Genomic DNA, 23828 nt, shown 5'->3' on the forward strand with positions numbered 1-23828 from the left:
GCCACGCCCCGCGTTGACACTGCCCTCGCCCCTCCTGACGCACCCTTGCGCCGATGACCCCAGCCACCGACCCCGCCACCGCTTCCTCCCCCCCGGCATGGAAGCGGGTCCTCACCATTGTCGTTCCCCTGCTGATCCTCTCGCTGGCCCTGCATGGCCTGGCCAGTGAATTCGATGAGCACGGCTACCGTGCCATCCGCCAGGCGTTCCGCCATCTCAGCGGCGCCCAGATTGCGCTCACCGTGGCACTCGGCCTGGCCAGCTACGCCTGCCTGATCGGCTTCGATGCCATCGGCCTGCGCCGCAGCGGCATCCGCGTGCATCCGGCGCGCATCGGCATCACCGCCTTCCTCGCGCACACGCTGGGCCAGACCGTGGGCTTTGCCGCGTTGACCGGTGGCGCAGTGCGCCTGCGCGGCTATCGCAGCGCCGGTCTCGACCTGGCGCAGATCGGCCAGGTGGTGCTGATGAGCACGCTCGGCTTCGTGTTCGGTGCGTGGCTGCTGATCAGCGTGGCGTTGTGCATGGAACCGGCGGCGGCGGCGTTGGCATTGCCATTGAATCCCGATGCCGTGCGCATCGTCGGCATCGTCGCCCTGCTCGCCTATCTGGGTACCGTGCTGCTGGTCGGCCGCGATGGCCGGCAGTTCAGCGTGTTCGGCCATGCGTTGTGGCTGCCCGACCGCCGCACCATGATCGGCGTCACCGTGCTCAGCGTGATCGAGCTGGTGCTGGCCAGTGCCGCCTTCTACGTGCTGCTGCCGGACTCCACGCCGACCGGCCTGCCCGGCTTCGTCGGCCTGTACCTGGTGGCGGTGCTGGCCGGCCTGGTCTCGACCGTGCCGGCCGGCCTGGGCGTGTTCGAGTGGAGCCTGTTGAAGCTGCTTCCACAGGTGGCACCGGCGGCGGTGCTGGCGGCGGCGCTGATCTACCGCGTTACCTACTACGTGCTGCCGCTGGTGCTGGCCACCCTGCTCGCACTTGCGCCTGCCCTGCGGCAGCCGCTGCAGGCCAGTGCCGGGGCGACCCGCGCCGGCTGGAACGCGTTGCGCCCATGGCTGCCGCAGATCATCGCGCTGGCGGTGTTCAGCATCGGCGCGGCGCTGGTCATCGACGGCACGCTGCCGACGCCACGCCGTCACCTGGTGAACGCCTCGCTGCCGATCCTGGAAACCTCGCACCTGATCGGCAGCCTCAGTGGCGTCGCGCTGCTGCTGATCGGCCAGGGCCTGGCCCGGCGCAGCCACGCCGCGTGGATGCTGGCGATGGCGGTGTGCGTGATCACCCCGCTGCCGCTGTGGCTGCGTGGCGGCCAATGGCTGATCGCAGTTTCCGCAGTGCTGGCGGCGATGGCGCTGTGGGCCGCGCGCCGCGAGTTCTACCGCCAGGGCGCACTGCTGGATGAAGCCTGGTCGTGGCCGTGGCTGCGCAACCTCGGCCTGGTGCTGGTGGCGGTGACCTGGCTGCTGTTCTTCACCTACAGCCATGTCGAATACCAGAACGAGTTGTGGTGGCAGTTCGCGGTGTCGGGCAACGCACCGCGCGCGTTGCGTGCACTGCTGGTGGTGGCCATCGCGCTGGTGATGTTCGGCCTGGCGCGGTTGCTGCACAGCACGCGCAGCCCGCTGCAACCCGCCGACGAAGCCACGCTGCAATCGCTGGCGCCGGTACTGGCCGGTGCCACCGATACCCAGGCCTGCCTGGTGCTGACCGCCGACAAGGCGGTGCTACGCGATGATGCAAAGCAGGGCTTCGTGATGATGCAGCGCTACGGCGGTTCGCTGATCGCGATGGGCGATCCGGTCGGCCCGCCGGACGTCGCCCGCGCATTGATCTGGCGCTTCCGCGAGGAAGCCGACCGGCTCGGCCTGCGCCCGGTGTTCTACCAGGTCGGCGAGACCTACTGGCAGACCTACCTTGACCTCGGCCTGGGTCTGGTCAAGCTCGGCGAAGAAGCGATGGTGCCGCTGCACGACTTCGGCCTGGAAGGCCGCGAACGCGCCGACCTGCGCCAGGCTTGGAACCGCGGCAAGCGCAGCGGCCTGTCGTTCCGCGTGGCACAGGTGGAAGAAATTCCCAGCCTGCTGCCACGCCTGCACGCGATCTCCAACGCGTGGCTGGAAGACAAGGCCGGCGACGAAAAGGGCTTCTCGCTGGGCAGCTACGACCCGGACTACCTGGTGCGCTTCCCGGTGGCGCTGGTCGAGGCCGAAGGCCAGATCGTGGCGTTCGCCAACCTGTGGCAGGCACCGGCCGGTGCCGAGCTGTCGGTGGACCTGATGCGACACGTCAACGAGGCGCCAAAGGGCACGATGGACTTCCTCTTCATCGAACTGTTCCTGTGGGGCCGCGCGCAGGGCTATGCACGCTTCTCGCTGGGCATGGCGCCACTGTCCGGGCTGGCACAGCATCGCCTGGCCGGCCGCTGGAACCGCCTGGCCGGCCTGCTGGCGCGGCATGGCGAACGCTTCTACGGGTTCAGTGGCCTGCGCCGCTTCAAGTCGAAGTTCGACCCGCAGTGGCGGCCACGCTATCTCGCTGCGCCGGGTGGCATGCACCTGCCAGCGGCGCTGCTCGATGCCACCCGCCTGATCTCGCTGGACCCGCGGCGCAACTGAGGCCGCGGTAGCGTCGGGCATGGCTCGACGCTACCGCGGCTCGTTCTGGTGGGTGCGAACCGTTGGTTCGCACGCTCTCCGGTTCACGCCCCGCCCTTGAGGATCACTTCGGCCAGGCGGTCGTAATCACCATTGAAGTGGTGGTCGCCAGGCAGCTTCACCTTCTGCACGCCGTCGTTGGCCGGCAGGCCGGGGCACAGCGCGTCATCGTCGTCCTGGCCGTACACGCACAGCGTCTTGCCAGTCGGGAGTCTGGCCACTTCCGGCGCGATCGGCAGGCCGTCGCCGCCACCGCCCAGCCAGTTGCTGACGTGGAATTCGAAGTCGGCCTTCTTGCCTACCGACAGCAGCACGATACGGTCCAGCGCCGCACGGGTATCGGCGTCGAGCTGGTTGATGGTCGCCGGCAGCACGTCGGCGCCCTGCGAGAAACCGATCAGCATCACCTTGTCGCGGTGCCACTGCTGGCGGTAGTGGTCGATGATCTTCTGCAGGTCAGCAGCGAAGCCCTTCGGCGTGCGCTCGCTCCAGAAGTAGCGCAGCGAGTCGATGCCGACCACGGCCACGCCATGCTCGTTGAGCGACGATGCCACGTCCTTGTCCAGGCCGGCCCAGCCACCATCGCCGGAAACGAACACGGCCAGCGTGTCGCCGTTGCCGGTCGCCGGTACTTCCACCACCGGCAGGCCCTTCAGCGCGGCCGGCGGCGGTGCCAGGCTGACGCCCGCCTGCGCACCCATCACCCGCGCGGCAGCCACCAGGCCCGGTGAGGCATCACCACGCGCGGTGCGCTTGAACTCGCGCGCCATCGCGACCTGCTGCACGAACCCGCTGGCCTCACCCACCTTGCAACCGTGATCACCCGCTGCACTCAACCACGGGAAGTTCAGTTCGGCGGGTTGCAGCGTGTTGCGCTTCACACCATCGCCGCAGACCATGCGCTCGTGGTTGTGGTCCGGGCAGAAGCCGGTGGTGAGCAGGCCGGCGAACACCTGGGTGTCGGCCTGCGCGGCCAGTGAGTAGGCCATTTCTGCACCTTCACCATCGCCGCCGACCAGCGGCAGGTGGTAGCCGGGCAGATGCAGGGAGGCCTGCAGCCAGCGCGAGAAGTTCTCGACGTCGCCGGAGCCGAACGAACAGGTGGGGTCGCCCTCACGCTTGAGCACCCCGCGCAGGTGCGCGATGTCCACGGCTGCGACCATCGCACCATCGGCACGCAGGGCCTCGATCGGCAGACGGCTGGTATCGCCACCGGCGGAAGGTTCATGGAACCAGATCACCACCCGCTGCGGCGTTCCCGATGGCATGTGCACCGGAATCTGTTCGAACCGTCCGTGGCTGAACTGCTGCACGGTCGCTGCCGCGGTTGCCGGCAGTGCGGCCAGCGCCAGCACCACACCCATTACCCTGACCAGCCCTGCACGCTTCATATCGCAGCCCCGATGGAATGCGCACACGATACGCTGCCTCCACGTGCACGGCACGTACCGGTGCAGGCCGTTGGGCTTTCAGCAGGCCGCGGCGCGACGACTGCGTCGATACAGCGCCAGTGCCAGATACAACAGCCAGCCCACGATCACCACGATCACCACTTTCTGCCCCAGCCCGCGCGGCGGCCCGCCACGCCACAGCACGTGCAGCCACAGCAGCACGAAGGCCAGCCAGGCCCAGCCCCAGAGCAGGCCAGCGGCGGATTGCCAGCCCGGTTCGCGGCGCAGGTACCAGGCCTGCAGCAGCATGCCGACGCTGGCGCACAGGAACGCGGTGTTGGCCGCCAGCCCATGGATGAACGGTGCCAGCAGCGGCGTGGCTTCGGGCAGCCAGCTGTCGCCGATGGCGACCGTGGCCAGGCCCAGTGCCGAGACCGTGAACAGCAGCGGCGCCGCCGCGCTGCGCCGCGGGCCGATGCTACAGCGATAAAGGGCGATGCCGAGCAGGGCAATCGCCAGCGCCAACAGGCAGTAGGCCGCGCGCAACGCCAGCCCCCACGGCCCGTGCAGGTAGAGGCTGAGCGTGGCACGCACCCAATCCAGATCGGTGCGCGCGAACTGGGTCCACAGCGCGGTGGCCACGAATAGCAGCAGCGCCACCAGCGCCAGCAGCGCCGCCGGACGCGCGCGGCTCATGCGGACGCCTCCGGGTGCCGCGCCTGCCATTCGGCCAACGCCTTGCGATAGCGCTGCAGCTCATCGGCATACAGATCCAGCACGCACAGCGGGCAACCGCTGCCGCAGCATTCGTTGGGACCGGGCTCTTCGGGCGGCATCGGACGGGGATCGGGATCAGGGACGGACACGATTGGAAGCGGCGATCGATGGAAACGGGCACCAGTGTACCGGGCCGGCTCAGTGGTCCAGCTGGCGGCGCAGGTTGTCGCGCGCGGCCGCGTCGAGGCGCTGGTGGAAGAATTCGCTGAGGAAGATGCGCGGTGCGCGCAGCAGGCCCTGCAGGAAACGGCGGCGACCGGCGCGATACAGGAAGCCCGGCACCACGCCCTTGTACTCCTCGGCCACGCCACGGTCATACGCGGCGAACACCGGTTCCGGCGCGGCCAGGATCGCCATGTCGCAGTCCAGGAACAACGCGGCCTCGGCATCGACATCGTCCGGGCCGAGCGCGCCATGGCGGGCGGTCAGCAGGATCAGCTGCTCGACCCGGGCGGCATCGACGGCGACGAGTTCCGGCGCCTGCGCGATCGCCTGCAGGGCCAGCTGCGCCGAACGCGCCTCGTTGTCCTTTCGCCCCGCCACGTAGATCGCATCGTGGTAGAGCACGGCCAGGTAGACCTCGGCCGGCTGCTGCCAGCCGGGGCCGTCGGCAACCTCCTGGCAGTGCTGCAGCACCGCGCGCACGTGGCCGAAGTGGTGGTAGGCCCGTGGCGGCGTTGCATAGCTGTGCTGCAGCGCCTGCCACTGCGCCGGAGCAAGCGTCAGCGGGGAGAAGTCCATGCCTGGATCATCCCGCCTGCGCCTGTGGCGGGCAAGCTGGCGGTTTTTTCACCACCCCCTCACAACGCCCTTTCCACGGGGACGCAACGCGGTTGTCCACAGCTTTGTCGAGCGCTGGTCCACACCGGCTGTGGATGAACGCGCGGACCGACCAGCGGTCACTGCAGCGGTGCGCGCACAGGTCTACACTCGCCTCAGGCGGGAGCGCCCGCCGCTGCCGGGAGCCGTCATGTACCGTCCTGCCGCCCGATCCGTTCTGCTGGCACTGGCCGCACTGGCCGCACCGTCCGCGATCGCACTGAACCCTGCCGCGACCGAAGCCCCCACGGTGGTTGCCAGCACCGCCGCGCCGACGATTCCGACGCCGCAGCAGGTGTTCGCGATTCCAACGGCGATGCGCGACATGCTGCGCACGCAGGTGATCAATCGCAGCTACTCGCGCGAGCAGCGCCTGCAGGCGCTGGTGGAAATGATCTTCGACCGCCACGGCCTGGACCTGCAGTACGACGCCGACGCGACCCTCACCGTCAGCGAAATCTGGCAGCAGCGGCGCGCCAACTGCCTGGCCTTCACCCTGATGTTCGTCGCGCTGGCACGCGAAGCCGGCATCCAGGCGCGCGTGCAGGAAGTCGGCCAGGTGGTGTCGTGGTACCAGGACCAGGCCCAGGGCCTGGTCTACAGCGTCGGCCACGTCAATGCCGGGGTCGGCTTCGCCGGCCGCTTCGCCACCGTCGATCTGGATCGCAACGTGCTGTACGACCGCCGCGGGCCGCTGCCGATCAGCCAGGCACGGGCATTGGCACACTTCTACAACAACCGCGGCGCCGAACGCATGGCCAGCGGCGACCTGGTGGGTGCACGCACCTTCTTCAATGCCGCGCTGGCACAGGACAACAGCTTCGCCGCCACCTGGAACAATCTGGGCGTGCTGGAAAACCGTACGGGCGATGCCGCCGCCGCGCGCCGGGCACTGGAAACGGCGCTGCGGCTGGACGGCCGCCAGGACGCTGCACTGACCAACGCCAGCGCGTTGTACCGAAAGCTGGGCATGGTCGTGCAGGCGCAGGCGCTGGAGCAGCGGCTGCAGTCAGTGCAGCGCGAGGATCCGTTCGCGCAGTACATGCTCGGCGCCGAAGCCGAACGCGCCGGCCAACTGGATCAGGCGATCCGCTATTACCGGCAGGCCGTGCGCCTGTACGACACCGCACACCAGTTCCACTTCGGGCTGGCGCGGGCCTATTTCCTGGCCGGCCAGCTCAAGCGCGCCGATCGTGAACTGCTGCGCGCGCAGGAGCTGGGCGGTGCCCCGCAGCAGGCGCGCTACCAGGCCAAGCTGGACAGCCTGGCCCGCTGGCGCGCACAGCAGCAGGCCAGGCGCTGAAAGCCGCTCAGGCCTTCTTGAGGAAGCAGGTCTTCAGGACCAGGCCCTTGATCTTGTCCGAGTTGCCTTCGATGTGCTCGGCATCGTCCTCGACCAGGCGGATGTTGCGGATCACGGTGCCCTGCTTGAGGGGGATCGAGGAACCCTTCACCTTCAGGTCCTTGATCACGGTGACGGTGTCACCGGCCTGCAGGGTGTTGCCGTTGCTGTCACGCACGACCAGGGTCGAACCGGCCCCTTCCTCGGCGGTCCATTCGAAGCCGCAGTCGGCGCAGATCCACAGCGCGCCATCGGCATAGGTGTTTTCCAGGGTGCACTGCGGGCAGGCGGGGGCAGAAGACATCAGCAAGTACCTCAAAGTGAATCAACAGCCGCCATTGTAACCGCCCGGCTCCCCTGCCCTTTTCCGGGCGGCGCCCGGCGGACCGCATGACCCGATCCGGAACCCCGATCCGGAACGGGAGGCCGCAGGAACTTGCAGTCGGCGGCGAACTGCAGCAGAGTGCGCGGCCCCTGATCGCCCCCGGAACTCCCCATGCGCCTCGGCATCGACTTCGGTACCAGCAATTCCGCCGCCGCCATCGTGCATGAGGGGAAACTGCTGCCGATCCGCTTCGGCGACGCCGAGCAGTTCCGCACCAGCGTGTATTTCCCCGGCGTGGTGCCCGACCCGGACGACTTCCAGCTCGACGACGGCCAGGAACACCAGCTGCAGCAGATGATCGACAGCGCCGCGCGCGCGGCGCGTGCCGCCGGCCAGGAACGCACGCCGCAGGCGCTGCGCCGCGAAGCCCTGCGCGCGCTGCGCCGGGAATGGATGGAAGCCCGCGCCGGCAAGGAACGCAGCGCCAACGACCTGCTGCAGAACGCGGTCTACGGCGACGAAGCGCTGGAAGCCTATTTCGAGGAACACGAAGGCAACCTGGTGCAGAGCCCGAAGTCGATGCTCGGCTACAACCTGCACCCGCGCGCGAAGCAGACCATCACCGGCATCGCCGCGCACATCCTCGAACACATCCGCCTGACCGCCAGCGCCCAGCTCGGTCAGCCACTGCGCGCCGCCCTGCTCGGGCGTCCGGTGCAGTTCCGCAGTTCGATCGGCGCAGCCGGCAACGACCAGGCGCTGGACATCCTGCGCGAAGCAGCCACCCAGGCCGGCTTCGACCAGATCGATTTCCTCGAGGAACCGGCCGCGGCGGCCATGCACTACCACGCCGAAAGCCGCGAGCGGCACCAGGCGGTGATCGTCGATATCGGCGGCGGCACCACCGACATCGCCCATGCCGAGGTCGGCGGCGACGACGCCCCGCGCATCCACCGCGCCTGGGGTATCGCCCGCGGCGGTACCGATATCGACCTGGCGCTGAGCCTGTCCAGCTACATGCCGCTGTTCGGCCGCGGCATCACCCGCGTGCCCGCCCATCACTACGTGGAAGCGGCCACGGTGCAGGACATGACCCGCCAGCGCGACTTCCGCCTGCACAAGTACGACCATGTGGACGCGCCCTGGGGCGACCGCCTGCAGGCCCTGCAGGACACCGGCAACACCGCCCGCCTGTACCGCGATGTCGAACGCGCCAAGATCGCCCTCAGCGCTGCCAGCGAGCACCGCAGCACGCTGGACTACATCGCCCGCGACCTGCATGCCGACAGCAGCGCCGACGGCCTGGCCGCCGCCGCCCATGGCTACCTGGAGCAGATCCGGGAGCTGCTGGCCCAGGTCCGCAGCGACATCGGCGGCGACCCGGATGCGGTGTTCCTGACTGGCGGCATGTCCCGCGCCGGCTACCTGCGCCAGGCGGTAGCGGCAGCCTTCCCGGGCGCCCGCATGGTCCACGGCGAGCCCTCGCTGGGCGTGGTCCAGGGCCTTGCGCTGGCGGCAGCCAGCCAGGATTAACAAAACGTTACGCGGTCTAAGTTACTCTTGGTCGGCTAGAACCCTGCTGCACCTTCCACCGTCCACGGCGGTGTGTGTCCACGGTGCAGCCTGGCCCGCCCAGCGGGCCTAGCGGCCATGCCTTCCTGGCTCGTTCATGGTCCGCGCAGCACCTGAGCCGCCATCGAGACCCGCTTTGGGCACCCGCCAGGCCCCTGAGGCCTTACAACCTGACGCAGCACCTGCACCCATCGACTGCCGCCGTTGTGACGCGGTCTGTTGCCGGTTGCCCGTGCTGCTGCAGCCCGGCGACCACGTGCCCGGCCAGTTCCTGTCACGCGACACCCACGGCCGTGCCGTGATGGCGCGCAACGAGGAAGGCTGGTGCGCGGCGATCGATCCCTATCACCTGCGCTGCACGATCTATTCGCAGCGCCCGGCGATCTGCCGCCAGTTTTCGATGGGCGGCGATGACTGCCGCCGCGAGCGGCAGGACTACCTGCGCCAGGCCGATGCCTGGGCGCTTTCCTCCCCTTCCACCTGACAGGAGCAACCATGCCCCGCAAGGCAAAGACCCCCGCGAAGGCCAGCAACAGCATCCGCAGCGAACGCAAGGGCGCGGCCGCCAGCACCGTGGTCAGCAGCGATTCCATCGCTTCGGACCTGGCAGCGTTCCGCAAGGCCGGTGGCAAGATCGAAGTCCTCGGCACTACCTGGGCGCTGAAGAAAGCCAGCTGACCCAGCTCCGACCGCGGCGGCGCTGCCGCCGCGGCCTGCCGGATCGCGCTCAGCGATCCAGGCGTACCCGGACACTACCCGAATGCGACTGGATGCGGATGTCACCGTCGCCATTGCCGAGCCGTGTATCGAGATGGCTGCCGGGGCCATAGCGCGGCCGCTCCACCTGGCCGGCGTCGCTGTTGATCGACCCGCTGAAGCTGTTCACCGACAGCTGCGCCGAGACCGTGCGCGGCAGCCGCAGGTTGACCGACGCACTCACCGATTCGACATTGATACGGCCACCCGGTGCCAGCCCGGCCGCCGACAGGTCGATGCTGCCCGACACGGTTTCCACCGCCAGCCGCTGCACCCGCCCGGCATCGACCTCGACCCGGCCGGATACCGTCTGTGCACCGATGTCACCGGACACGCCGCCACCGGCTTCGATGCGGCCACTGACCGTGTTCACGTCCAGCTTCGGCGTCTGCAGGCGCGCGATGACAGCGCCGCTGACCGTATTGAGCTTGCTGTCGCCGCTGCGACCGGAGGCGCTCAGGCTGCCGCTGACCGTGTCGGACTGCAGGCGGCGCACATCGATGCCGCTGATGTCCTGGCTGGCACTGACCGTGCTCAGCAGCAGTTCCACCGAGCGCGGCACGTTCAGCACCAGGGTGGCGCCACCGTTGTTGTTGCGACGCGGGTACTCGATCTCCCAGCGCACGCGGTTGGCACTCTTCTCCTGGCGCAGCTGCAGGCCATCGCTGAGCGTACCGGTGAGCTGCACGTCATTGCGGTCCCAGCCACGCACGGTCACTTTGCCGGCCACGTTGCTCAGTTCGATGCGGCCACCGGCGGCCAGGTTGTGGCGCTCGTCGATCTGGGTGTCAGCCAGGGCCACCGCCGGCAGCAGCAACAGCGCGGCGCAGCAGGTCATCAGGAATCGTGTCATCAGGGGTCTCCTCAGGTCGTCAGGCCGGACTCGGCGGCATAAGCCGCCTGCCGGGTCAATTCCAGCCGCAGCGCGTAGGTGCGCTTGAGCTGGCCAAGCAGATGCGGCGCACGCGGATCCTGCGCCAGCGCGGCCTGGATCTGTGCCGCGCTTTCATCGAGTTCGTGCAGCGCCGGCTGCCATTCCGGCGCCCGGCCTGCGGGCAACGAGGCCACTGCCTGCTGGTACTGCGCGGTCATCGCCGCGGCCTGCAGCTGCAGGGCAGAGGGCACCGACGCGTCCGGCTGCGCATGGCGCCACGGCGCCACCGCGTAGAGCGCCAGGCTTGCGGCCAGTGCGGCCCCCACCGGCAACCACCAGCGCCGGCGCGAACGTGCAGGCATCGCCACAACGTTGTCGGCCGGCGCAGGCGCCGCCTGTGGTTCACGCGGCGGCAGCTGCGCCGCCAACCGCGCCCAGCCATCGGCGGGCAGGCTGCGTTCGGGCGGCAGCGCGCGCAGTCGGGCCGCCAGATCGTGGTCGGAATCGTGTTCGTGTGTACTCATGTCATGTCTCCCAGCCGTGCGCGCAACAGGCCGCGCGCACGATGCAACTGTGCCTTGGAACTGCCGACGGCCATCTGCAGCTGCTCGGCGATCTCGTGGTGTTTCCAGCCTTCGATGTCATGCAGCACCAGTACCGCGCGCGCCCGTGGTGGCAGCGTCGACAGCGCCCGTTCGAGGTCGCGTTCGGTGCCAGCACAACTGTCATGCACCGCCAGCTCCTGCAGTCCTCCGTCCACATCCTCAAGACTGTCGTGGTCCTGCCCGGCGGCGCGCCCACGCAGTTCCATCAGCGCAGCGTTGACGCCCAGGCGATGCAGCCAGGTCGACAGGCTGCTCTCGAAACGGAACCCGGGCAGCGCCTTCCACGCCTGCAGGAAGGCTTCCTGCAAGGCATCTTCGGCACGCGCCTGCTGGCCCCCGCACAGGCGCCACAGCACGGCGAACACGCGCGGCGCATGTCGCCGGTACAGCAGTTCATAGGCCGAGGTATCGCCGGCGGCCGCCGCCCGCACCAGGGCGGGTTCATCGACGGCGTCGTGGGCGGCAGGCGGAGCGGGCATGGTGGTGTCGAGCATATCGCTTGGATGCGGCGGCCCGGGAAAAGGTTTAGAGCCGGACGACGATCACTGCCGTGCAACCTTTTTGATGGCTGCTGCATCCATGGAAGGTCCTTCGCGAAATTGCCGTCCAGGAGTCCCTGCATGTCCAGCCCATCCTGCGCCGCCCTGCTGGTGATCGCCGCCTGTGTCGTGCTGCAGGCGCTGGGCCTGTCGCTGCACCTGCACCCCGACAACGGCCGCGCCTGCCTGCAGCAGCATCGCCAGGAGCTGGTCTGCCTGGCCTGGGTACCGGCGGTCGAAACCGGATCACACGCCGGGTAACATCGGGGGCCGTTTCCCCCTCCGTAGTCACTCCATGATGTTGTCACTGAAGGATCACCTGCCGCCTTGGACCCACCCCTGGCTGAATGACGTGGGCATCGCCGTGAAGATCCTGCTGACCCTGCTGGCGGCCTGGCTGCTGCGGGTGCTGGCACGGCGCCTGATCCGCCGCTTCGCCGAGCACTACACGCTGCCACCGGAGATGGCGATGGGCGCGCGCCGGATCACCAGTTTCGTGGTCTATTTCAGTGCCCTGCTGTACATCCTCAGCCTGCTCGGCGCATCGCCATCGGTCCTGTGGACCGCCTTCACCGGCTTCGCGGCCGTGGGCGCGGTGGCCTTCTTCGCCGCCTGGAGCGTGCTGTCCAACATCTTCTGCACGCTGCTGATTTTCACCACCCGTCCGTTCCGCCTGCACGACTACATCGAGGTGCTGGAGAACGGCGAGAAGCCAGGCCTGAAGGGCCGGGTGATCGACGTGAACCTGATCTACACCACGCTGCAGGAGACCGGCGACGGCCACGAGGGCACGGTGCTGCAGCTGCCGAACAACCTGTTCTTCCAGCGCACGGTGCGCCGCTGGCGCGACCCGGCGCAGGCCCCCGGCGGCATCCAGGGCGACGGCTGAGGGTGGTTTTCGGCAGGGCTGCGCCCTGCACCTGCCGAAACAACGTCAACTTCAACATCAAGAACTGGCATTCCGTGGGATGGCGGGGTGGGTCCGGTTGAGGGGGGCGCCGTAAATACGTCCATGTAGGCTCGGTCGCCGCATCCATGCCGCGGACACTCCCGCCACCGGACCCACCCCGCCTTCGACAGTTTCCCGCGATCTGCCGGAACGGCGTTCCGCTCTGGTGGGTGTCGACCTTGGTCGACACAGTAGAGCCTCGCCATGCGTGGATGATTCATTCGATATCTGGCAGCAAAATCGTGTCGACCAAGGTCGACACCTACCAACAGCCGCGCGCTCCAACAGCCGCGTGAACCCGTCGAAGGTGGGGCGGTGTCGGAGTGCGGGGTGTCCGCGGCATGGATGCGGCGACCGAGCCTACATGGACGGGTTTACGGCGTCCCCGCGCTCCGACACCGCCCCGCCATCCCGCGGAATGCCAGCTTTTGCTTTTGCTGTTGATGTTGCCTTGGCTTGAAGCCTCTGCAGGTGCAGGGCGCAGCCCTGCCGAGCAACCTTCACCTCAACTGGCTGTCCTTGCTGCCGCGCCGGTTGTAACCGGCATGCGCCTGCTCTTCGTCGTCATGTGCCTGCTGGCACGCCACGCACAGCCGAACACCCGGCACGGCCTGGCGCCGCGCCAACGGGATCGGCGCGTCGCATTCCTCACAGTGTTCCAGACCCGGGCCCTCGCGCAGCTGGCGCCGCGCGCGGGCGATCGCATCGTCGACGGTGGCGTCGATCTGGTCCTGGACCGCGCCGTCTCCCGCCCAACCGGTGGCCATGGCCATCCTCCGCAGGTGTGTCGCCTGATATGGGGACGATACACCCGCGCCCAAAGGAGCAGATCTGGGTTGAGCCGAGCCATGCCCGGCGAGCCTTCAGCAAGCCGAGCAGGAAGTGGACGGATCCGATCAGGCCGATTGCGGCTTAATCCCCTCCGTCCCCTTTTTGCTTACCAGACCAGGTCGTCCGGCACCTGGAACTGCGCGTAATAGGCGTCGTCCTCGGCGTTGCCGGTGGAGATCTCGGCGGTCGAGCCCGGCTGGCCGTGATCGACGATGATCGCCTCCGGCGCGCGCTCACGCACCTTCTCGGCGACAGCACGCGGCAGCAGGGCGTAGCCCTCGCCATGGGCAACGATGACCAGCACGCCCACCGACAGCGCCTTGCGCAGCTTGGGGTCGATCAGCAGGGTACGGATCGCCGCGCCGTCGCTGAAGCGGTACTCGTCGTCGCCTTTGTGGGGTACGGCGTGGGCCGTGATGATCTGCCTGGCCTGGGCCTTCTGTTCAGCCTGCCTGGCCTGGGCATTGCGTTCGGCGGCCAGTGCGCGGTCGCGCTCGACCTTCTCGGCGCGGGCACGTTCAGCCTCGCGCTGGACCTCGGCCGAGGTCGATTCGGCCTTGCCCTGGCGGGCCTTGGCCTGCGCGCTCGCGGCAGCGCTGGCCTGCGACTTCTTGGCCAGGCCGGCCTTGAGCAATTGTTCCTGCAGCGCGTTGGGCTTTGCCATGGTCGGTGCGTACCGCGTGTAATCTTGGATGTCCCCATTCTACCGACGCCCCGCCGCCCCTGCATGGCAGTCCTGAAGTACCTCACCGGCTATCCCGAACCCCTGGTCGCCCAGGTCAGCGAACTGCTGGCGCAGGGCAAGCTGGGCCCCTGGCTGCAACAGCGCTACCCGGACCCGCATGAGGTGCGCAGCGACCGCCAGCTGTACGACTACACCCAGGAGCTGAAGGACCGTTACCTGCGCAAGTCGGTGCCGCTCAACAAGGTCTGCTACGACAACACGCTGGAAGTGATCAAGCACGCGCTGGGCACCCATACCGCCATTTCCCGCGTGCACGGCGGCCGCCTGAAGGCCAGCCGCGAGATCCGCATCGCTACTGTGTTCCGCCAGGCGCCAGCGGCGTTCCTGCGCATGATCGTGGTGCATGAGCTCGCCCACCTGAAGGAAGCCGACCACAACAAGGCCTTCTACCAGCTGTGCCAACACATGGAACCCGATTACCTGCAGCTGGAGTTCGATACCCGCCTGTACCTGACCGAGCTGGCCAACCGCGGCCAGCGCTGACCGGCCGCAGCAGCTACACTGCGCGCCCCCTGCCCGACCTGCCTGCCATGGAACCGATCCGTCTCGACAAACGCCTGTCCGCCCTGCTCGGCATCCCGCGCGGCGAAGCGCGGCGCTACATCGAAGGCGGCTGGGTCACGGTCAACGGCGAAGTGGTGGAACAGCCGCAGCGCCCGGTCGATGACAGCGCGGTGATCGTGGTGGCCGAACAGGCCAGCGATGAAAAGGCCGAGCGGGTCAGCATGCTGCTGCACAAGCCGGCCGGTGTCGCCGCTGAAACCCTGTGTGCCCTGGTCAGCAGTGACAGCCGCAGCGAACTTGATGCCAGCGACATCCGCCCGCTGCAGCGTCACTTCCACGGCCTGCAGCTGGCCGCTTCGCTTCCGGCCAGCGACAGCGGGCTGGTGGTGGTCAGCCAGGATCCGGCCACGCTGGCCCACCTGCAGCGCAACCTGGGCCGCACCGAGCAGGAATACCTGATCGAAGTGGCCGAAGGCGGTCCCGAGCGCGGCCCCTGGCTGATGGCGCGGCTGCAGCAGGAATCGGGCGGTGCCAAGGTCAGCTGGCAGAGCGAGCAGCGCCTGCGCTTTGCCGGCAAGGGGCTGACAGCCAAGGGGCTGCGTGTAGCGGTCAGCGCCGCCGGCCTGCAGGTCACGGCCGTGCGCCGCCTGCGTATCGGGCGCGTGGCGCTGGGGCCGCTGCCGCCGGCGCAGTGGCGTTATCTGGGCAGCGACGAGCGGTTCTGACCCTTCATCCCTCGGGGGCGGATCCCTTTCCGCGGGAAAGGGCTCTGACCCCATCCATGCATGGCGCGCATCCACAGCAATGGGTCTGTCGGCTTTCATCCACGCATGGCGTGGATCTACCATCGGGGCATGAGCCTGCCCACACCCTTGTGGCGACGCCTGCTGCGCGTCGCTGCGATCGTCATCGCCGCATTGTTGCTGCTGGTCCTGTCCGGCCTGCTGCTGGCCGACCACCTCACGCCGCAGGCGCACGGCGCGCCCTCGCAGGTGCTGCCACTACAACCCGCGCAGACCCGTATCGACCAGCAGATCGTGCCGTTGCAGGAGGCCCATCCCGGCCAGTCGGGCGTGGCGTTCCTCAGCGATGGCATGGATGCGTTCGCCGCGCGCGCGCTGATCACCACCCACGCCGGCCGCAGCCTGGACCTGCAGTACTACATCTGGCACGACGACCTGATCGGCCACCTGATGGCCAAGGCGCTGTATGACGCCGCCGAGCGCGGTGTGCGCGTGCGCATCCTGCTCGACGACATGAACGCCAAGGACAAGGACGCGTTGATGATGGCACTCGATGCGCACCCGAACATCGAGATCCGCCTGTACAACCCGTTCCGCAACCGCAGCGGCATCGCACGCACGCTGGAACTGGTGCAACGCGCCTTCAGCGTGAACCACCGCATGCACAACAAGAGCTGGATCGCCGATGGCCGCGTTGCGATCGTCGGTGGCCGCAACATCGGCGAGGAGTACTTCAGCGCGCGCAACGATGTGAACTTCCAGGACCTCGACCTGGTGGTGGCCGGCCCCGCCGTGCAGCAGGCCAACCGGATCTTCGACGACTACTGGAACAGCAGCGCGGCGATCCCGATCTCCGCGCTGGCTTCGTACAGCGATGAACAGCTGCGGCAACTCGTGCGGCAGTCGGACCTGGATGCGATGCATGCCAAGGCGCAGCCCTACCTGCAGCGCGTGGCAGATTCGCGCCGCCTGCAACGCTCCAGCCCGGAGCCGCTGCACTGGAGCGCGAACGTGCGCATCGCCTCCGATCCGCCGATGAAGCACCGCGACGATGATCGCCGCAACTGGCTGGTCAACACGCTCAGCGACGAGCTGGCAACCTCCCGTCACAGCGCACTGCTGATCTCGCCCTACTTCGTCCCTGGCAGCGAAGGCGTTGAAGGCCTGTCGGCGCTGGCCGCGCGCGGTGCGCAGGTCGGGGTGGTGACCAACTCACTGGCCGCCAACGACGTGGCGGCAGTGCACGGCGGCTACATGGGTTACCGCGTTCCACTGCTGAAGGCCGGTGTGCAGCTGTACGAACTGAAGGCGCACGGCCAGCTGGATACCAGCCTGTTCGGCAGCAGTGGCGCCAGCCTGCACACCAAGGCGTTCGTGGTCGATGGTCGCCGTGGCTTCGTCGGCTCGTTCAACCTCGACCCGCGCTCGGCCTACCTCAACACCGAGATGGGCGTGCTGTTCGACGATCCGGTGCTGGGCGCGCAGCTGCGCGACGAGTACCTGCGCCTGGCCAGTCCGGACCACAGCTGGTGGCTGGCCCTGGGGCGCGATGATGGGCTGCGCTGGCTGCAGCGGCAGCCGCCACCGCATTGGGTGGAGGCCGAACCCGGGGCGAGCCTGGGCAAGCGTTGGACCGCGCGGGTGATCAGCTGGCTGCCGGTGGAATCGCAGCTGTAGCGCTCAGGCCGCCGGACTGGCCTCGTCCTGCCCGGCCTCATCCAGCGTTTCCACGTTACGCCCATGCAGGCGCCGCCAGATCCAGCGCAATGCATGCGGCGGTGCCGAAGGCAGCTGCTCCAGCAGGGCCAGCATGCGGCTCTGGCTGGCATGCCCATGGCGGCACAACAGGCTGGCCGCTGCGGCCGCGCTGGCCAGGCGCAGGCTGTCGGCCAATGGTCCTTCCGCATCCACTGCCAAGGCCTGGTGAACCGGCTCAGGCAACTCCCATGCGGCGGCGACCCGCTGCGCCAACGGCAACGACCACTGCTGCAGCAGCTGCAGGGCCAGGGCCGGCTCCACGGCCTCGCCACGGGCCTGTGCCTCCTGCAGCAGCTGGCGCATCACCAGTGCCGCACCGAGCCCCTGCACCAGGCCCAGCCACTGCGCGGCGAAGGCATCGCCGAAGGTGACCGTGCGTGCGTGGTCGGCCGCTGCACGCGATGCCAGCAGCGCGTGCTCCCAGATGATCGTGCTGAACTGCGGGAATACCTCGCATTGCACCTGCATCACCGGCTGCACCAGTACCGCACTGATGATCTGCCGCACGCCCTCGGTGCCGACCAGGGTCACCGCCCGCTGCAGGCTCTCTACCGGGCGCTCGTGGACCTTGTAGGCCGGGCTGTTGGCGATGCGCAGCAGGTTGCCGGTCAGCACCGGGTCCTGGCCGATGATCGCGGCCATCACGCGGGCCGAGGCGGCATCGTCGTTGACGGTCTGGATCAGCTGCGGCAACAGCTGCGGCCGGCGGGGCAGCTGCCTGGCCGCCCAGTCGCGATCCTGCAGCGCGCGTGCCACCGCCTCGCCCAGGCCCGGGTCCTGCACCGGCGTCGGCTCGCCGGCCAGCCTCGGGTACAGGGCGAGCGCATGCAGCCCGCGTTGCAGGTGAGCGGCGATCTCCGCCGAGGGCAGCGCCTCGCCCTGCAGGCTTGCGGCAGCGGCGGCCACCGCCTGGCGGGACGCGGCAACCAGCCGCGCCGGTGCCGTCCCGGTCGAACGTGTCAGCCAGCCGCGCAGCGAGCGCCACCAGGCCGCTGTCATCGCCGCCCGTCCTGTCGTTGTGATGCCCTTGCCGTCACTGACCGCCCTGCCTCTTCACGCCCATCCGGCCACCCGCCGTCGTCGCAGCATCGGCCGCACTTTCATCTTCTTTAACCGGACGGCCGCCAACGTCGACGGCACCGGCCGGGGGAATGGACTAGAATGGCGCCGCGCGACCCGTCCCCCAGCCATGACGACGTCGCTTTTTTTGTTTTGGGACCCTACCGTTCACTGGCCGTTCGCTGCAGTTCGCCGCTGTTCGCGCCATCGGAGACGCCATGCTATTCGAAACCCTCGCCACCACCGGCCACGAACAAGTGGTGTTCTGCCACAACCACGATGCCGGCCTGAAGGCGATCATCGCCATCCACAACACCACCCTTGGCCCGGCCCTGGGCGGCGTGCGCATGCGCCCCTACGCCAGCACCGACGAAGCACTGGCCGACGTGCTGCGGCTGAGCCGGACGATGACCTACAAGAATGCGCTGGCCGGCCTCAACGTCGGTGGCGGCAAGGCGGTGATCATCGGCGACCCGAAGGTGGACAAGACCGAGGTGCTGTTCCGCGCCTTCGGCCGTTACGTCGACTCGCTGGGCGGCCGCTACATCACCGCCGAAGACGTCGGCACCGACGTCAACGACATGGAGAACATCTACCTGGAGAGCCAGTTCGTGACCGGCGTGCACCAGGTCCATGGCGGCTCAGGCGATCCGGCCCCGTTCACCGCCTACGGTGCGCTGCAGGCGCTGATGGCAGCGATGCGCTTCAAGTTCGGCCATGAGGAAGTGGGCAAGACCAGCATCGCGGTGCAGGGCCTGGGCCACATCGGCATGGAGCTGGTGAAGCTGCTGCGCGACCGCGGTGCCAAGCTGTATGTCACCGACCTGGACAGCGCGCTGGTTGATCGCGCGGTCAGCGATTTCGGCGCCGAAGCGGTCAAGCCGGACGAGATCCACGAAGTGAACGCCGACGTGTTCGCACCGTGCGCGCTGGAAGGCGCCATCAACGCCGACACCCTGCCGCGGATCAAGGCGAAGATCATCTGCGGTACCGCCAACAACCAGCTGTCGAGCCTGGAAATCGGCGATGAACTGCACGCGCGCGGCATCCTGTATGCACCGGACTATGCGGTCAACGCCGGTGGCGTGATGAACGTGTCGCTGGAGATCGATGGCTACAACCGCGAACGTGCGATGCGCCTGATCCGCAGCATCTATCACAACCTCACCCGCATCTTCGAACTGTCGCAGCGCGAGAACATCGCGCCGCAGCGTGCGGCCGACCGCATCGCCGAAAGCCGCATCCTGTCGATCGGCAAGCTGAAGATGCCGCTGGGCCGCAGTACCCCGCGCCTGGGCAACCTGCGCGGCGGCTGAGCCTGCGATGTCGCGCCGGGGCTGACGTCCCGGCGCGACCAACCCCTCAGAACCCGGTGCTGTAGCGCAGCGCCGCCTGGCGCGCGTCCTCGCCACCGACGCGCTGGTCGAAGCCCAGGCTCAGGCGGCCATTACGGCCCCACCACGACTCCAGCGCCACGCCGAACAGCGCACTGCCGCGCGGCGCGTTCCAGCCCGCCAGCGGCGCCCAGGCATCGACACCGACGAAACTGGCCTGCCAATCCGCATCGGCACCATCGAGCCGCTGCTGCCACTCGGCATGCCCACGCAGGGTCCAGCGCCCCCAACCGCGTTCGCCGCGGATACCGGCCAGCATCTGGCTGCGCTGTACGCGGTTGGCATCGCCACGCAGGCCGAAACCGAAACCACCCAGCTCGTTGAAGGCATCGGTATCCACGCGCGTGGTGCTGGCGCCCAGGTACGGCGTCAACGACGCGCCCGCGCGGCCGAAACGATAGCCGCCTTCGACGCTGGCACTGCTGAAGCGTCCGCCGTAACGTGCGGAAACACCGTAGGCACCTGCGCCCAGCAGCAACTGGCGATCCAGCGCACGGGTGAACTGGCCGCTGCCGACCTGCGCCAGCGCATAGCCCCGGCCCAGGTTCCAGCCGGCGTACAGCTGCGCCTGCGCCTGGCGATCACGCCCGCGATCACCGCCGAAGCTGCTGCCACCATTGCTGCGGGTCTCGCCAAAGGCCACGCCCATCAGCCCATTGCTGCCCAGCGGCAGGTCCTGACCGGCCATCCAACCGCGGCTGTCGGCGGCATTGCCTGCAAAACTGCCCTGCCCGGCCTCACCGAGCGCGCTCTGCCAGGCCCCGCGCAGGCGCGGCGCCGCCTGCACGCGATCGAAACGCTCGGCAATGGCACGGCGTGACATGTCGATGCTGTCGAAGGTGGCCGACTCGGCCCGCGCATGCGCCTGCCCGGACAGGCTCTGCAGGCTGGCTGCCAGGCCCTCGCTGCCACCGCCGGTCCACTGCAGCGCACCGGCCGCCGTACCGAAGGCCGAGCCCTGCAGGGCGGGACTGCCATCGAGCGCGCTGAACGCACCTTCCAGTCGTTGCGCAGCGGACTGCGCCGAGGCCGTGAGCCCGCTCGCCGCCGCCGTGACGCTGACCTGGGTCAGGTTCAACCACGCGTTGTTGCTGTCATAGCCATAGCTGCTCTGCAGCAGCGACAGGCCCTGCAGGCCGCTGGAGGTGGCCGGGCTGCTGAAGGTGCCGCTCAGGCCACCGCCGGCGTGGATCAGGTCCTGGCGGCTGCCGTTCTGCGGCACATAGCCGGAGACGAAGCCGTGCACGCGCACGCCACCATTGATCGAGGCGGTGCCGGTCACCTGCAGCGCATTGGCCCCGAGCGCGATCATCAGCTGTGCGCCGGCCTGCTGGGTGTAGTTGCCCTCGATGGTGCCGGTGGTGTTGCCGGTGGTCAGGAACACGCTGCTGCCGTTGACCACGTTGCCGATCACACGCGGCGTGCCACCATTGAACTGCAGGCCGGTCGAATCCGGATCGGGCTGGCCGAGGATGGTCACGTTGGAACGGATGACACCGCCGTTCTGCAGCGACAGGATGCCGCGCTCGATGCGGGTGGCGCCGCTGTAGCTGTTGTTGCCCGCGAGCACCAGGGTGCCCCCGCCCTGCTTGACCAGGCCACCGCTGCCGACGATGTCGTTGCTCCACAGCGAACCACTCGATGGCGCATCGACATTGGCCACCACATCGCCCCAGTCGAAGCGGCCCGGGCCCTTGATCGCCCGCGAGATGTCGAGCAGGCCGTAGCCGAACACCGCATCCACGCCGGGCGCGCCGATGTCCTTGGCGGTGCCCAGCAGGGTCTGCCGCACCAGGTTGTTGTCGAAGTACGGGTAGCGCTGCCAGACCAGCGCAGCGGCGCCGGAGATCAACGGGGCGGCGAAGGACGTCCCGTAGTTCCAGTAGTAGGTGCTGCCGTTGGCATCGGGATAGACCGCGCTGCCCGGCGCCGCCAGGCAGTAGCGCGCCGCCTGGCCGCAGGCATTGGCATAGCTGGCCAGCGTGCCCGGTGCATAGGGATCCACCGCGGTCGCCACAAGCCAGCCGCGCTCCAGGTCGGCCGCCGGCAACGAGCCGGCAACGCCCTGCTGGCTGGGCAGCGCGGCCAGGCTGCTCGGTTCGGTGCGCGCGTCGTTGCCGGCCGCGAACACCACCAGGCCGCCATGGTTGATGACGAACGGACGATATTCGGCCGCCACCTGCGCGGTGGTCGGCAGGTCGGTCCAGTACAGGCCGCCCCACGAATTGTTCATCACCTTCACGTTGTAGCTGATCAGGTCCTGGTGGACCTGCGCCACACCCAGCGGGCCGCTGAAGGAATTGCCCTTGCCGCTGCCGTCATCGACGGGCGGCTTGTCGGCGATGATCCGCGCCGAGACGATCTGCGCACCGGGGGCGATGCCGCCCGGCCAGGATCCCACCGACGCGCCGGCAGCCAGGCTGGCGACCGCCGTGCCGTGGCCCACCACGTCGTCCACCAGCAGGTTGTTGCGCGCCGGATCGATGTAGTTGAGGTTGCCCACCACCCGCCCGTTCAACGCCGCGGCGTTGCGCTGCACGCCCGAATCGACGATGCCGATGCGCACGCCCTGCCCGGTCAGGCCGGCGGCCTGTGCGGCACGCGCATTGGTCACTGACAGGTGCGCGTCAAAGGCCGGTTCCTGCGGCTTGGCCTGCGGCGGCGGCGTCGGAGGGGGCGTGGTCGGGGGTGTCGGGGTTGTCGGAGGGGGATCGATGCGGACATTGCCGCCGCCTCCGCCGCCGCCACATGCCGTCATTGCCATCGCCAGCGCCGTTGCCAGCGCGGACCTCACCATCATCGTGCGTTCCATCGATTCCTTCCCATGAACGTTGGCCTGCCTACATCCCGGCAGGCGTGCGGTGCCGCCCAGCGGCGGCCCTCCCCGACCCTCTATACTTGGGCCGACCCCCACGCAGTCTGCCGGGAAACCGGGGCGCTTCCAACGTCCTCGGTCTCCTTTCCGAACATTGCTTACGCATCAACGAGATTGCCATGTCCAACATCGTCATCGCCGCCGCCAAGCGCACCGCCATCGGCTCCTTCCTCGGCCAGTTCAACGGCGTGCCGACCCCCACCCTCGGCGCGGCCGCCATCGCTGCCGCCCTGGAACAGTCGGGCGTGCCGGCCAGCGACGTCTCCGAGGTCCTCATGGGCTGCGTGCTGCCGGCCAACCTCGGCCAGGCGCCCGCCCGCCAGGCGGCGATCGCCGCCGGCATTCCGGTGTCGACCGGTGCCACCACCCTCAACAAGGTGTGCGGCTCGGGCATGAAGACCATCATGCTCGGCCATGACCTGATCAAGGCCGGTTCGGCCAGCATCGTGGTCGCCGGTGGCATGGAATCGATGTCCAACGCCCCGCACCTGCTGCCGAACTCGCGTACGGGCAACCGCTTCGGCAACTTCCAGGCGATCGACCACATGGCCCACGACGGCCTGATCAACGCCTACGACGGCAAGGCCATGGGTGAATTCGCCGAATGCGCCGTGGACAAGTACCAGTTCAGCCGCGAGGAGCAGGACGCCTACGCGATCGAATCGGTCAAGCGCGCGCAGGCGGCACAGGCCAACGGTGCGTTCGCCGACGAGATCGTCGCGGTGAAGGTCGCCACCCGCAAGGGCGAGGTCGAGGTCGCCACCGACGAGCAGCCCGGCCGCTCCGACATTGCCAAGATCCCGACCCTGCGCCCGGCCTTCAAGAAGGACGGCAGCGTCACCGCCGCCAGTTCCTCCAGCATCTCCGACGGCGCCGCCGCGGTAGTCCTGCTGACCGAGGAAGACGCGGCCGCACGTGGCATCACCCCGCTGGCCCGCATCGTCGGCCACGCCACCCATTCGCAGGAACCGGAGTGGTTCACCACCGCCCCGATCGGCGCGATCCACGCGCTGCTGGCCAAGACCGGCTGGTCGCTGGACCAGATCGACCTGTTCGAAATCAACGAAGCCTTTGCCGTGGTGGCAATGGCGCCGATGCGTGAGCTGGGCATCCCGCACGACAAGCTCAACGTGAATGGCGGTGCCTGCGCGCTGGGTCATCCCATCGGTGCCTCCGGTGCACGTCTGGTGGTGACCCTGGTCAACGCGCTGCGCACGCGCGGTGGCAAGCGCGGCATTGCCACCCTGTGCATCGGTGGCGGCGAAGCAACGGCAATCGCCATCGAATTGATTTAAAAAGATTTAACGATGATT

At 68.5% G+C, this 23828-nt stretch carries 24 protein-coding genes; 12 read left to right on the top strand and 12 right to left on the bottom strand.

Going from position 1 to position 23828, the window contains the following annotated elements:
* The first annotated feature begins 53 nt into the window (after positions 1 to 53).
* A complete protein-coding gene (gene mprF / locus ACZK1G_RS16370; protein ID WP_101765894.1) occupies positions 54 to 2618 on the top strand; it encodes a bifunctional lysylphosphatidylglycerol flippase/synthetase MprF in 2565 nt (854 codons plus the stop codon).
* Between the two features lie 83 nt (positions 2619 to 2701).
* Here the strand turns inward: mprF and ACZK1G_RS16375 are convergent, their stop codons facing one another.
* The 4 genes from ACZK1G_RS16375 to ACZK1G_RS16390 all read right to left on the bottom strand — a co-directional run bounded on the left by ACZK1G_RS16375 (position 2702) and on the right by ACZK1G_RS16390 (position 5566).
* Entirely contained in the window at positions 2702 to 4048 is a 1347-nt protein-coding gene (locus ACZK1G_RS16375) for a virulence factor family protein (protein WP_310648410.1), read from the bottom strand.
* Positions 4049 to 4126: 78 nt separating this feature from the next.
* The gene (locus ACZK1G_RS16380; protein ID WP_101765895.1) at positions 4127 to 4744 is read right to left on the bottom strand and encodes a DUF998 domain-containing protein; all 618 of its coding nucleotides are present in this window, start codon (positions 4742 to 4744) and stop codon (positions 4127 to 4129) included.
* Positions 4741 to 4884, bottom strand: coding sequence for an oxidoreductase-like domain-containing protein (locus tag ACZK1G_RS16385; RefSeq protein WP_087923267.1), 144 nt, complete (start codon positions 4882 to 4884; stop codon positions 4741 to 4743). The genes ACZK1G_RS16380 and ACZK1G_RS16385 overlap by 4 nt, the downstream gene beginning before the upstream one ends.
* Positions 4885 to 4963: 79 nt before the next feature.
* Positions 4964 to 5566, bottom strand: a complete 603-nt coding sequence (locus ACZK1G_RS16390) for an HD domain-containing protein (protein ID WP_101765896.1) — start codon at positions 5564 to 5566, stop codon at positions 4964 to 4966.
* A gap of 229 nt (positions 5567 to 5795) precedes the next feature.
* Between ACZK1G_RS16390 and ACZK1G_RS16395 the strand changes: the two genes are divergently transcribed.
* Positions 5796 to 6947, top strand: a complete 1152-nt coding sequence (locus tag ACZK1G_RS16395; protein ID WP_101765897.1) for a tetratricopeptide repeat protein — start codon at positions 5796 to 5798, stop codon at positions 6945 to 6947.
* 7 nt (positions 6948 to 6954) lie between these two features.
* On the opposite strand, the gene ACZK1G_RS16400 is transcribed toward ACZK1G_RS16395, so the two are convergent.
* Positions 6955 to 7290, bottom strand: coding sequence for a zinc ribbon domain-containing protein YjdM (locus tag ACZK1G_RS16400; protein ID WP_014038055.1), 336 nt, complete (start codon positions 7288 to 7290; stop codon positions 6955 to 6957).
* 192 nt (positions 7291 to 7482) lie between these two features.
* Here ACZK1G_RS16400 and ACZK1G_RS16405 point away from each other — a divergent pair, with 192 nt between their 5' ends.
* The 3 genes from ACZK1G_RS16405 (at position 7483) to ACZK1G_RS16415 (ending at position 9561) form a co-directional block, all read left to right on the top strand.
* On the top strand, positions 7483 to 8844 hold the full coding sequence (locus ACZK1G_RS16405) for an Hsp70 family protein (RefSeq protein ID WP_049447114.1): 1362 nt from the start codon (positions 7483 to 7485) through the stop codon (positions 8842 to 8844).
* A 271-nt stretch (positions 8845 to 9115) separates the two neighbouring features.
* A complete protein-coding gene (locus ACZK1G_RS16410) occupies positions 9116 to 9367 on the top strand; it encodes a YkgJ family cysteine cluster protein (protein ID WP_005410565.1) in 252 nt (83 codons plus the stop codon).
* A gap of 11 nt (positions 9368 to 9378) precedes the next feature.
* The gene (locus tag ACZK1G_RS16415; RefSeq protein WP_005410566.1) at positions 9379 to 9561 is read left to right on the top strand and encodes a hypothetical protein; all 183 of its coding nucleotides are present in this window, start codon (positions 9379 to 9381) and stop codon (positions 9559 to 9561) included.
* Positions 9562 to 9610: 49 nt separating this feature from the next.
* Here ACZK1G_RS16415 and ACZK1G_RS16420 read toward each other — a convergent pair whose 3' ends face one another.
* Genes ACZK1G_RS16420 through ACZK1G_RS16430 form a run of 3 tightly spaced genes read right to left on the bottom strand, consistent with a single transcriptional unit; the run spans position 9611 to position 11612 of the window.
* Positions 9611 to 10492 (bottom strand): DUF4097 family beta strand repeat-containing protein, encoded by an 882-nt coding sequence (locus ACZK1G_RS16420; RefSeq protein WP_101765898.1) that lies wholly within the window; start codon positions 10490 to 10492, stop codon positions 9611 to 9613.
* An 11-nt stretch (positions 10493 to 10503) separates the two neighbouring features.
* The gene (locus ACZK1G_RS16425; protein ID WP_101765899.1) at positions 10504 to 11037 is read right to left on the bottom strand and encodes a hypothetical protein; all 534 of its coding nucleotides are present in this window, start codon (positions 11035 to 11037) and stop codon (positions 10504 to 10506) included.
* The gene (locus ACZK1G_RS16430; RefSeq protein ID WP_014038059.1) at positions 11034 to 11612 is read right to left on the bottom strand and encodes an RNA polymerase sigma factor; all 579 of its coding nucleotides are present in this window, start codon (positions 11610 to 11612) and stop codon (positions 11034 to 11036) included. Before ACZK1G_RS16430 ends, ACZK1G_RS16425 begins: the two co-directional genes overlap by 4 nt.
* 126 nt (positions 11613 to 11738) lie before the next feature.
* Here ACZK1G_RS16430 and ACZK1G_RS16435 point away from each other — a divergent pair, with 126 nt between their 5' ends.
* Together ACZK1G_RS16435 and ACZK1G_RS16440 are read left to right on the top strand one after the other, a co-directional pair.
* The gene (locus ACZK1G_RS16435; RefSeq protein WP_049447107.1) at positions 11739 to 11918 is read left to right on the top strand and encodes a hypothetical protein; all 180 of its coding nucleotides are present in this window, start codon (positions 11739 to 11741) and stop codon (positions 11916 to 11918) included.
* A gap of 34 nt (positions 11919 to 11952) precedes the next feature.
* Positions 11953 to 12546, top strand: a complete 594-nt coding sequence (locus tag ACZK1G_RS16440) for a mechanosensitive ion channel domain-containing protein (protein ID WP_014038061.1) — start codon at positions 11953 to 11955, stop codon at positions 12544 to 12546.
* A gap of 560 nt (positions 12547 to 13106) precedes the next feature.
* Here ACZK1G_RS16440 and ACZK1G_RS16445 read toward each other — a convergent pair.
* Positions 13107 to 13373 carry a DksA/TraR family C4-type zinc finger protein gene (locus tag ACZK1G_RS16445; protein ID WP_010482865.1) on the bottom strand — a complete coding sequence of 89 codons (267 nt, stop codon included), beginning with the start codon at positions 13371 to 13373 and terminating at the stop codon, positions 13107 to 13109.
* A 170-nt stretch (positions 13374 to 13543) separates the two neighbouring features.
* On the bottom strand, positions 13544 to 14101 hold the full coding sequence (locus ACZK1G_RS16450) for a DUF2058 domain-containing protein (RefSeq protein ID WP_101765900.1): 558 nt from the start codon (positions 14099 to 14101) through the stop codon (positions 13544 to 13546).
* A gap of 63 nt (positions 14102 to 14164) precedes the next feature.
* Between ACZK1G_RS16450 and ACZK1G_RS16455 the strand changes: the two genes are divergently transcribed.
* The 3 genes from ACZK1G_RS16455 (at position 14165) to ACZK1G_RS16465 (ending at position 17106) form a co-directional block, all read left to right on the top strand.
* Positions 14165 to 14665 carry a M48 metallopeptidase family protein gene (locus ACZK1G_RS16455; protein WP_043035443.1) on the top strand — a complete coding sequence of 167 codons (501 nt, stop codon included), beginning with the start codon at positions 14165 to 14167 and terminating at the stop codon, positions 14663 to 14665.
* 47 nt (positions 14666 to 14712) lie between these two features.
* Positions 14713 to 15411 carry an RNA pseudouridine synthase gene (locus ACZK1G_RS16460; protein WP_014038065.1) on the top strand — a complete coding sequence of 233 codons (699 nt, stop codon included), beginning with the start codon at positions 14713 to 14715 and terminating at the stop codon, positions 15409 to 15411.
* A 105-nt stretch (positions 15412 to 15516) separates the two neighbouring features.
* Positions 15517 to 17106, top strand: coding sequence for a phospholipase D family protein (locus ACZK1G_RS16465; protein WP_101766435.1), 1590 nt, complete (start codon positions 15517 to 15519; stop codon positions 17104 to 17106).
* A gap of 3 nt (positions 17107 to 17109) precedes the next feature.
* On the opposite strand, the gene ACZK1G_RS16470 is transcribed toward ACZK1G_RS16465, so the two are convergent.
* Positions 17110 to 18186 carry an HDOD domain-containing protein gene (locus ACZK1G_RS16470; protein WP_049447102.1) on the bottom strand — a complete coding sequence of 359 codons (1077 nt, stop codon included), beginning with the start codon at positions 18184 to 18186 and terminating at the stop codon, positions 17110 to 17112.
* 278 nt (positions 18187 to 18464) lie between these two features.
* On the opposite strand from ACZK1G_RS16470, the gene ACZK1G_RS16475 reads away from it, so the two are divergent.
* Positions 18465 to 19562 carry a Glu/Leu/Phe/Val dehydrogenase dimerization domain-containing protein gene (locus ACZK1G_RS16475; RefSeq protein WP_008264553.1) on the top strand — a complete coding sequence of 366 codons (1098 nt, stop codon included), beginning with the start codon at positions 18465 to 18467 and terminating at the stop codon, positions 19560 to 19562.
* A gap of 46 nt (positions 19563 to 19608) precedes the next feature.
* On the opposite strand, the gene ACZK1G_RS16480 is transcribed toward ACZK1G_RS16475, so the two are convergent.
* The gene (locus tag ACZK1G_RS16480) at positions 19609 to 22452 is read right to left on the bottom strand and encodes a S8 family serine peptidase (RefSeq protein WP_101765901.1); all 2844 of its coding nucleotides are present in this window, start codon (positions 22450 to 22452) and stop codon (positions 19609 to 19611) included.
* Positions 22453 to 22634: 182 nt separating this feature from the next.
* Between ACZK1G_RS16480 and ACZK1G_RS16485 the strand changes: the two genes are divergently transcribed.
* Complete coding sequence (locus ACZK1G_RS16485) at positions 22635 to 23810, top strand: thiolase family protein (RefSeq protein ID WP_049447097.1); 1176 nt, start codon at positions 22635 to 22637, stop codon at positions 23808 to 23810.
* Positions 23811 to 23828: the final 18 nt, after the last annotated feature.

This window comes from Stenotrophomonas sp. 109824_Sma, assembly GCF_056480025.1.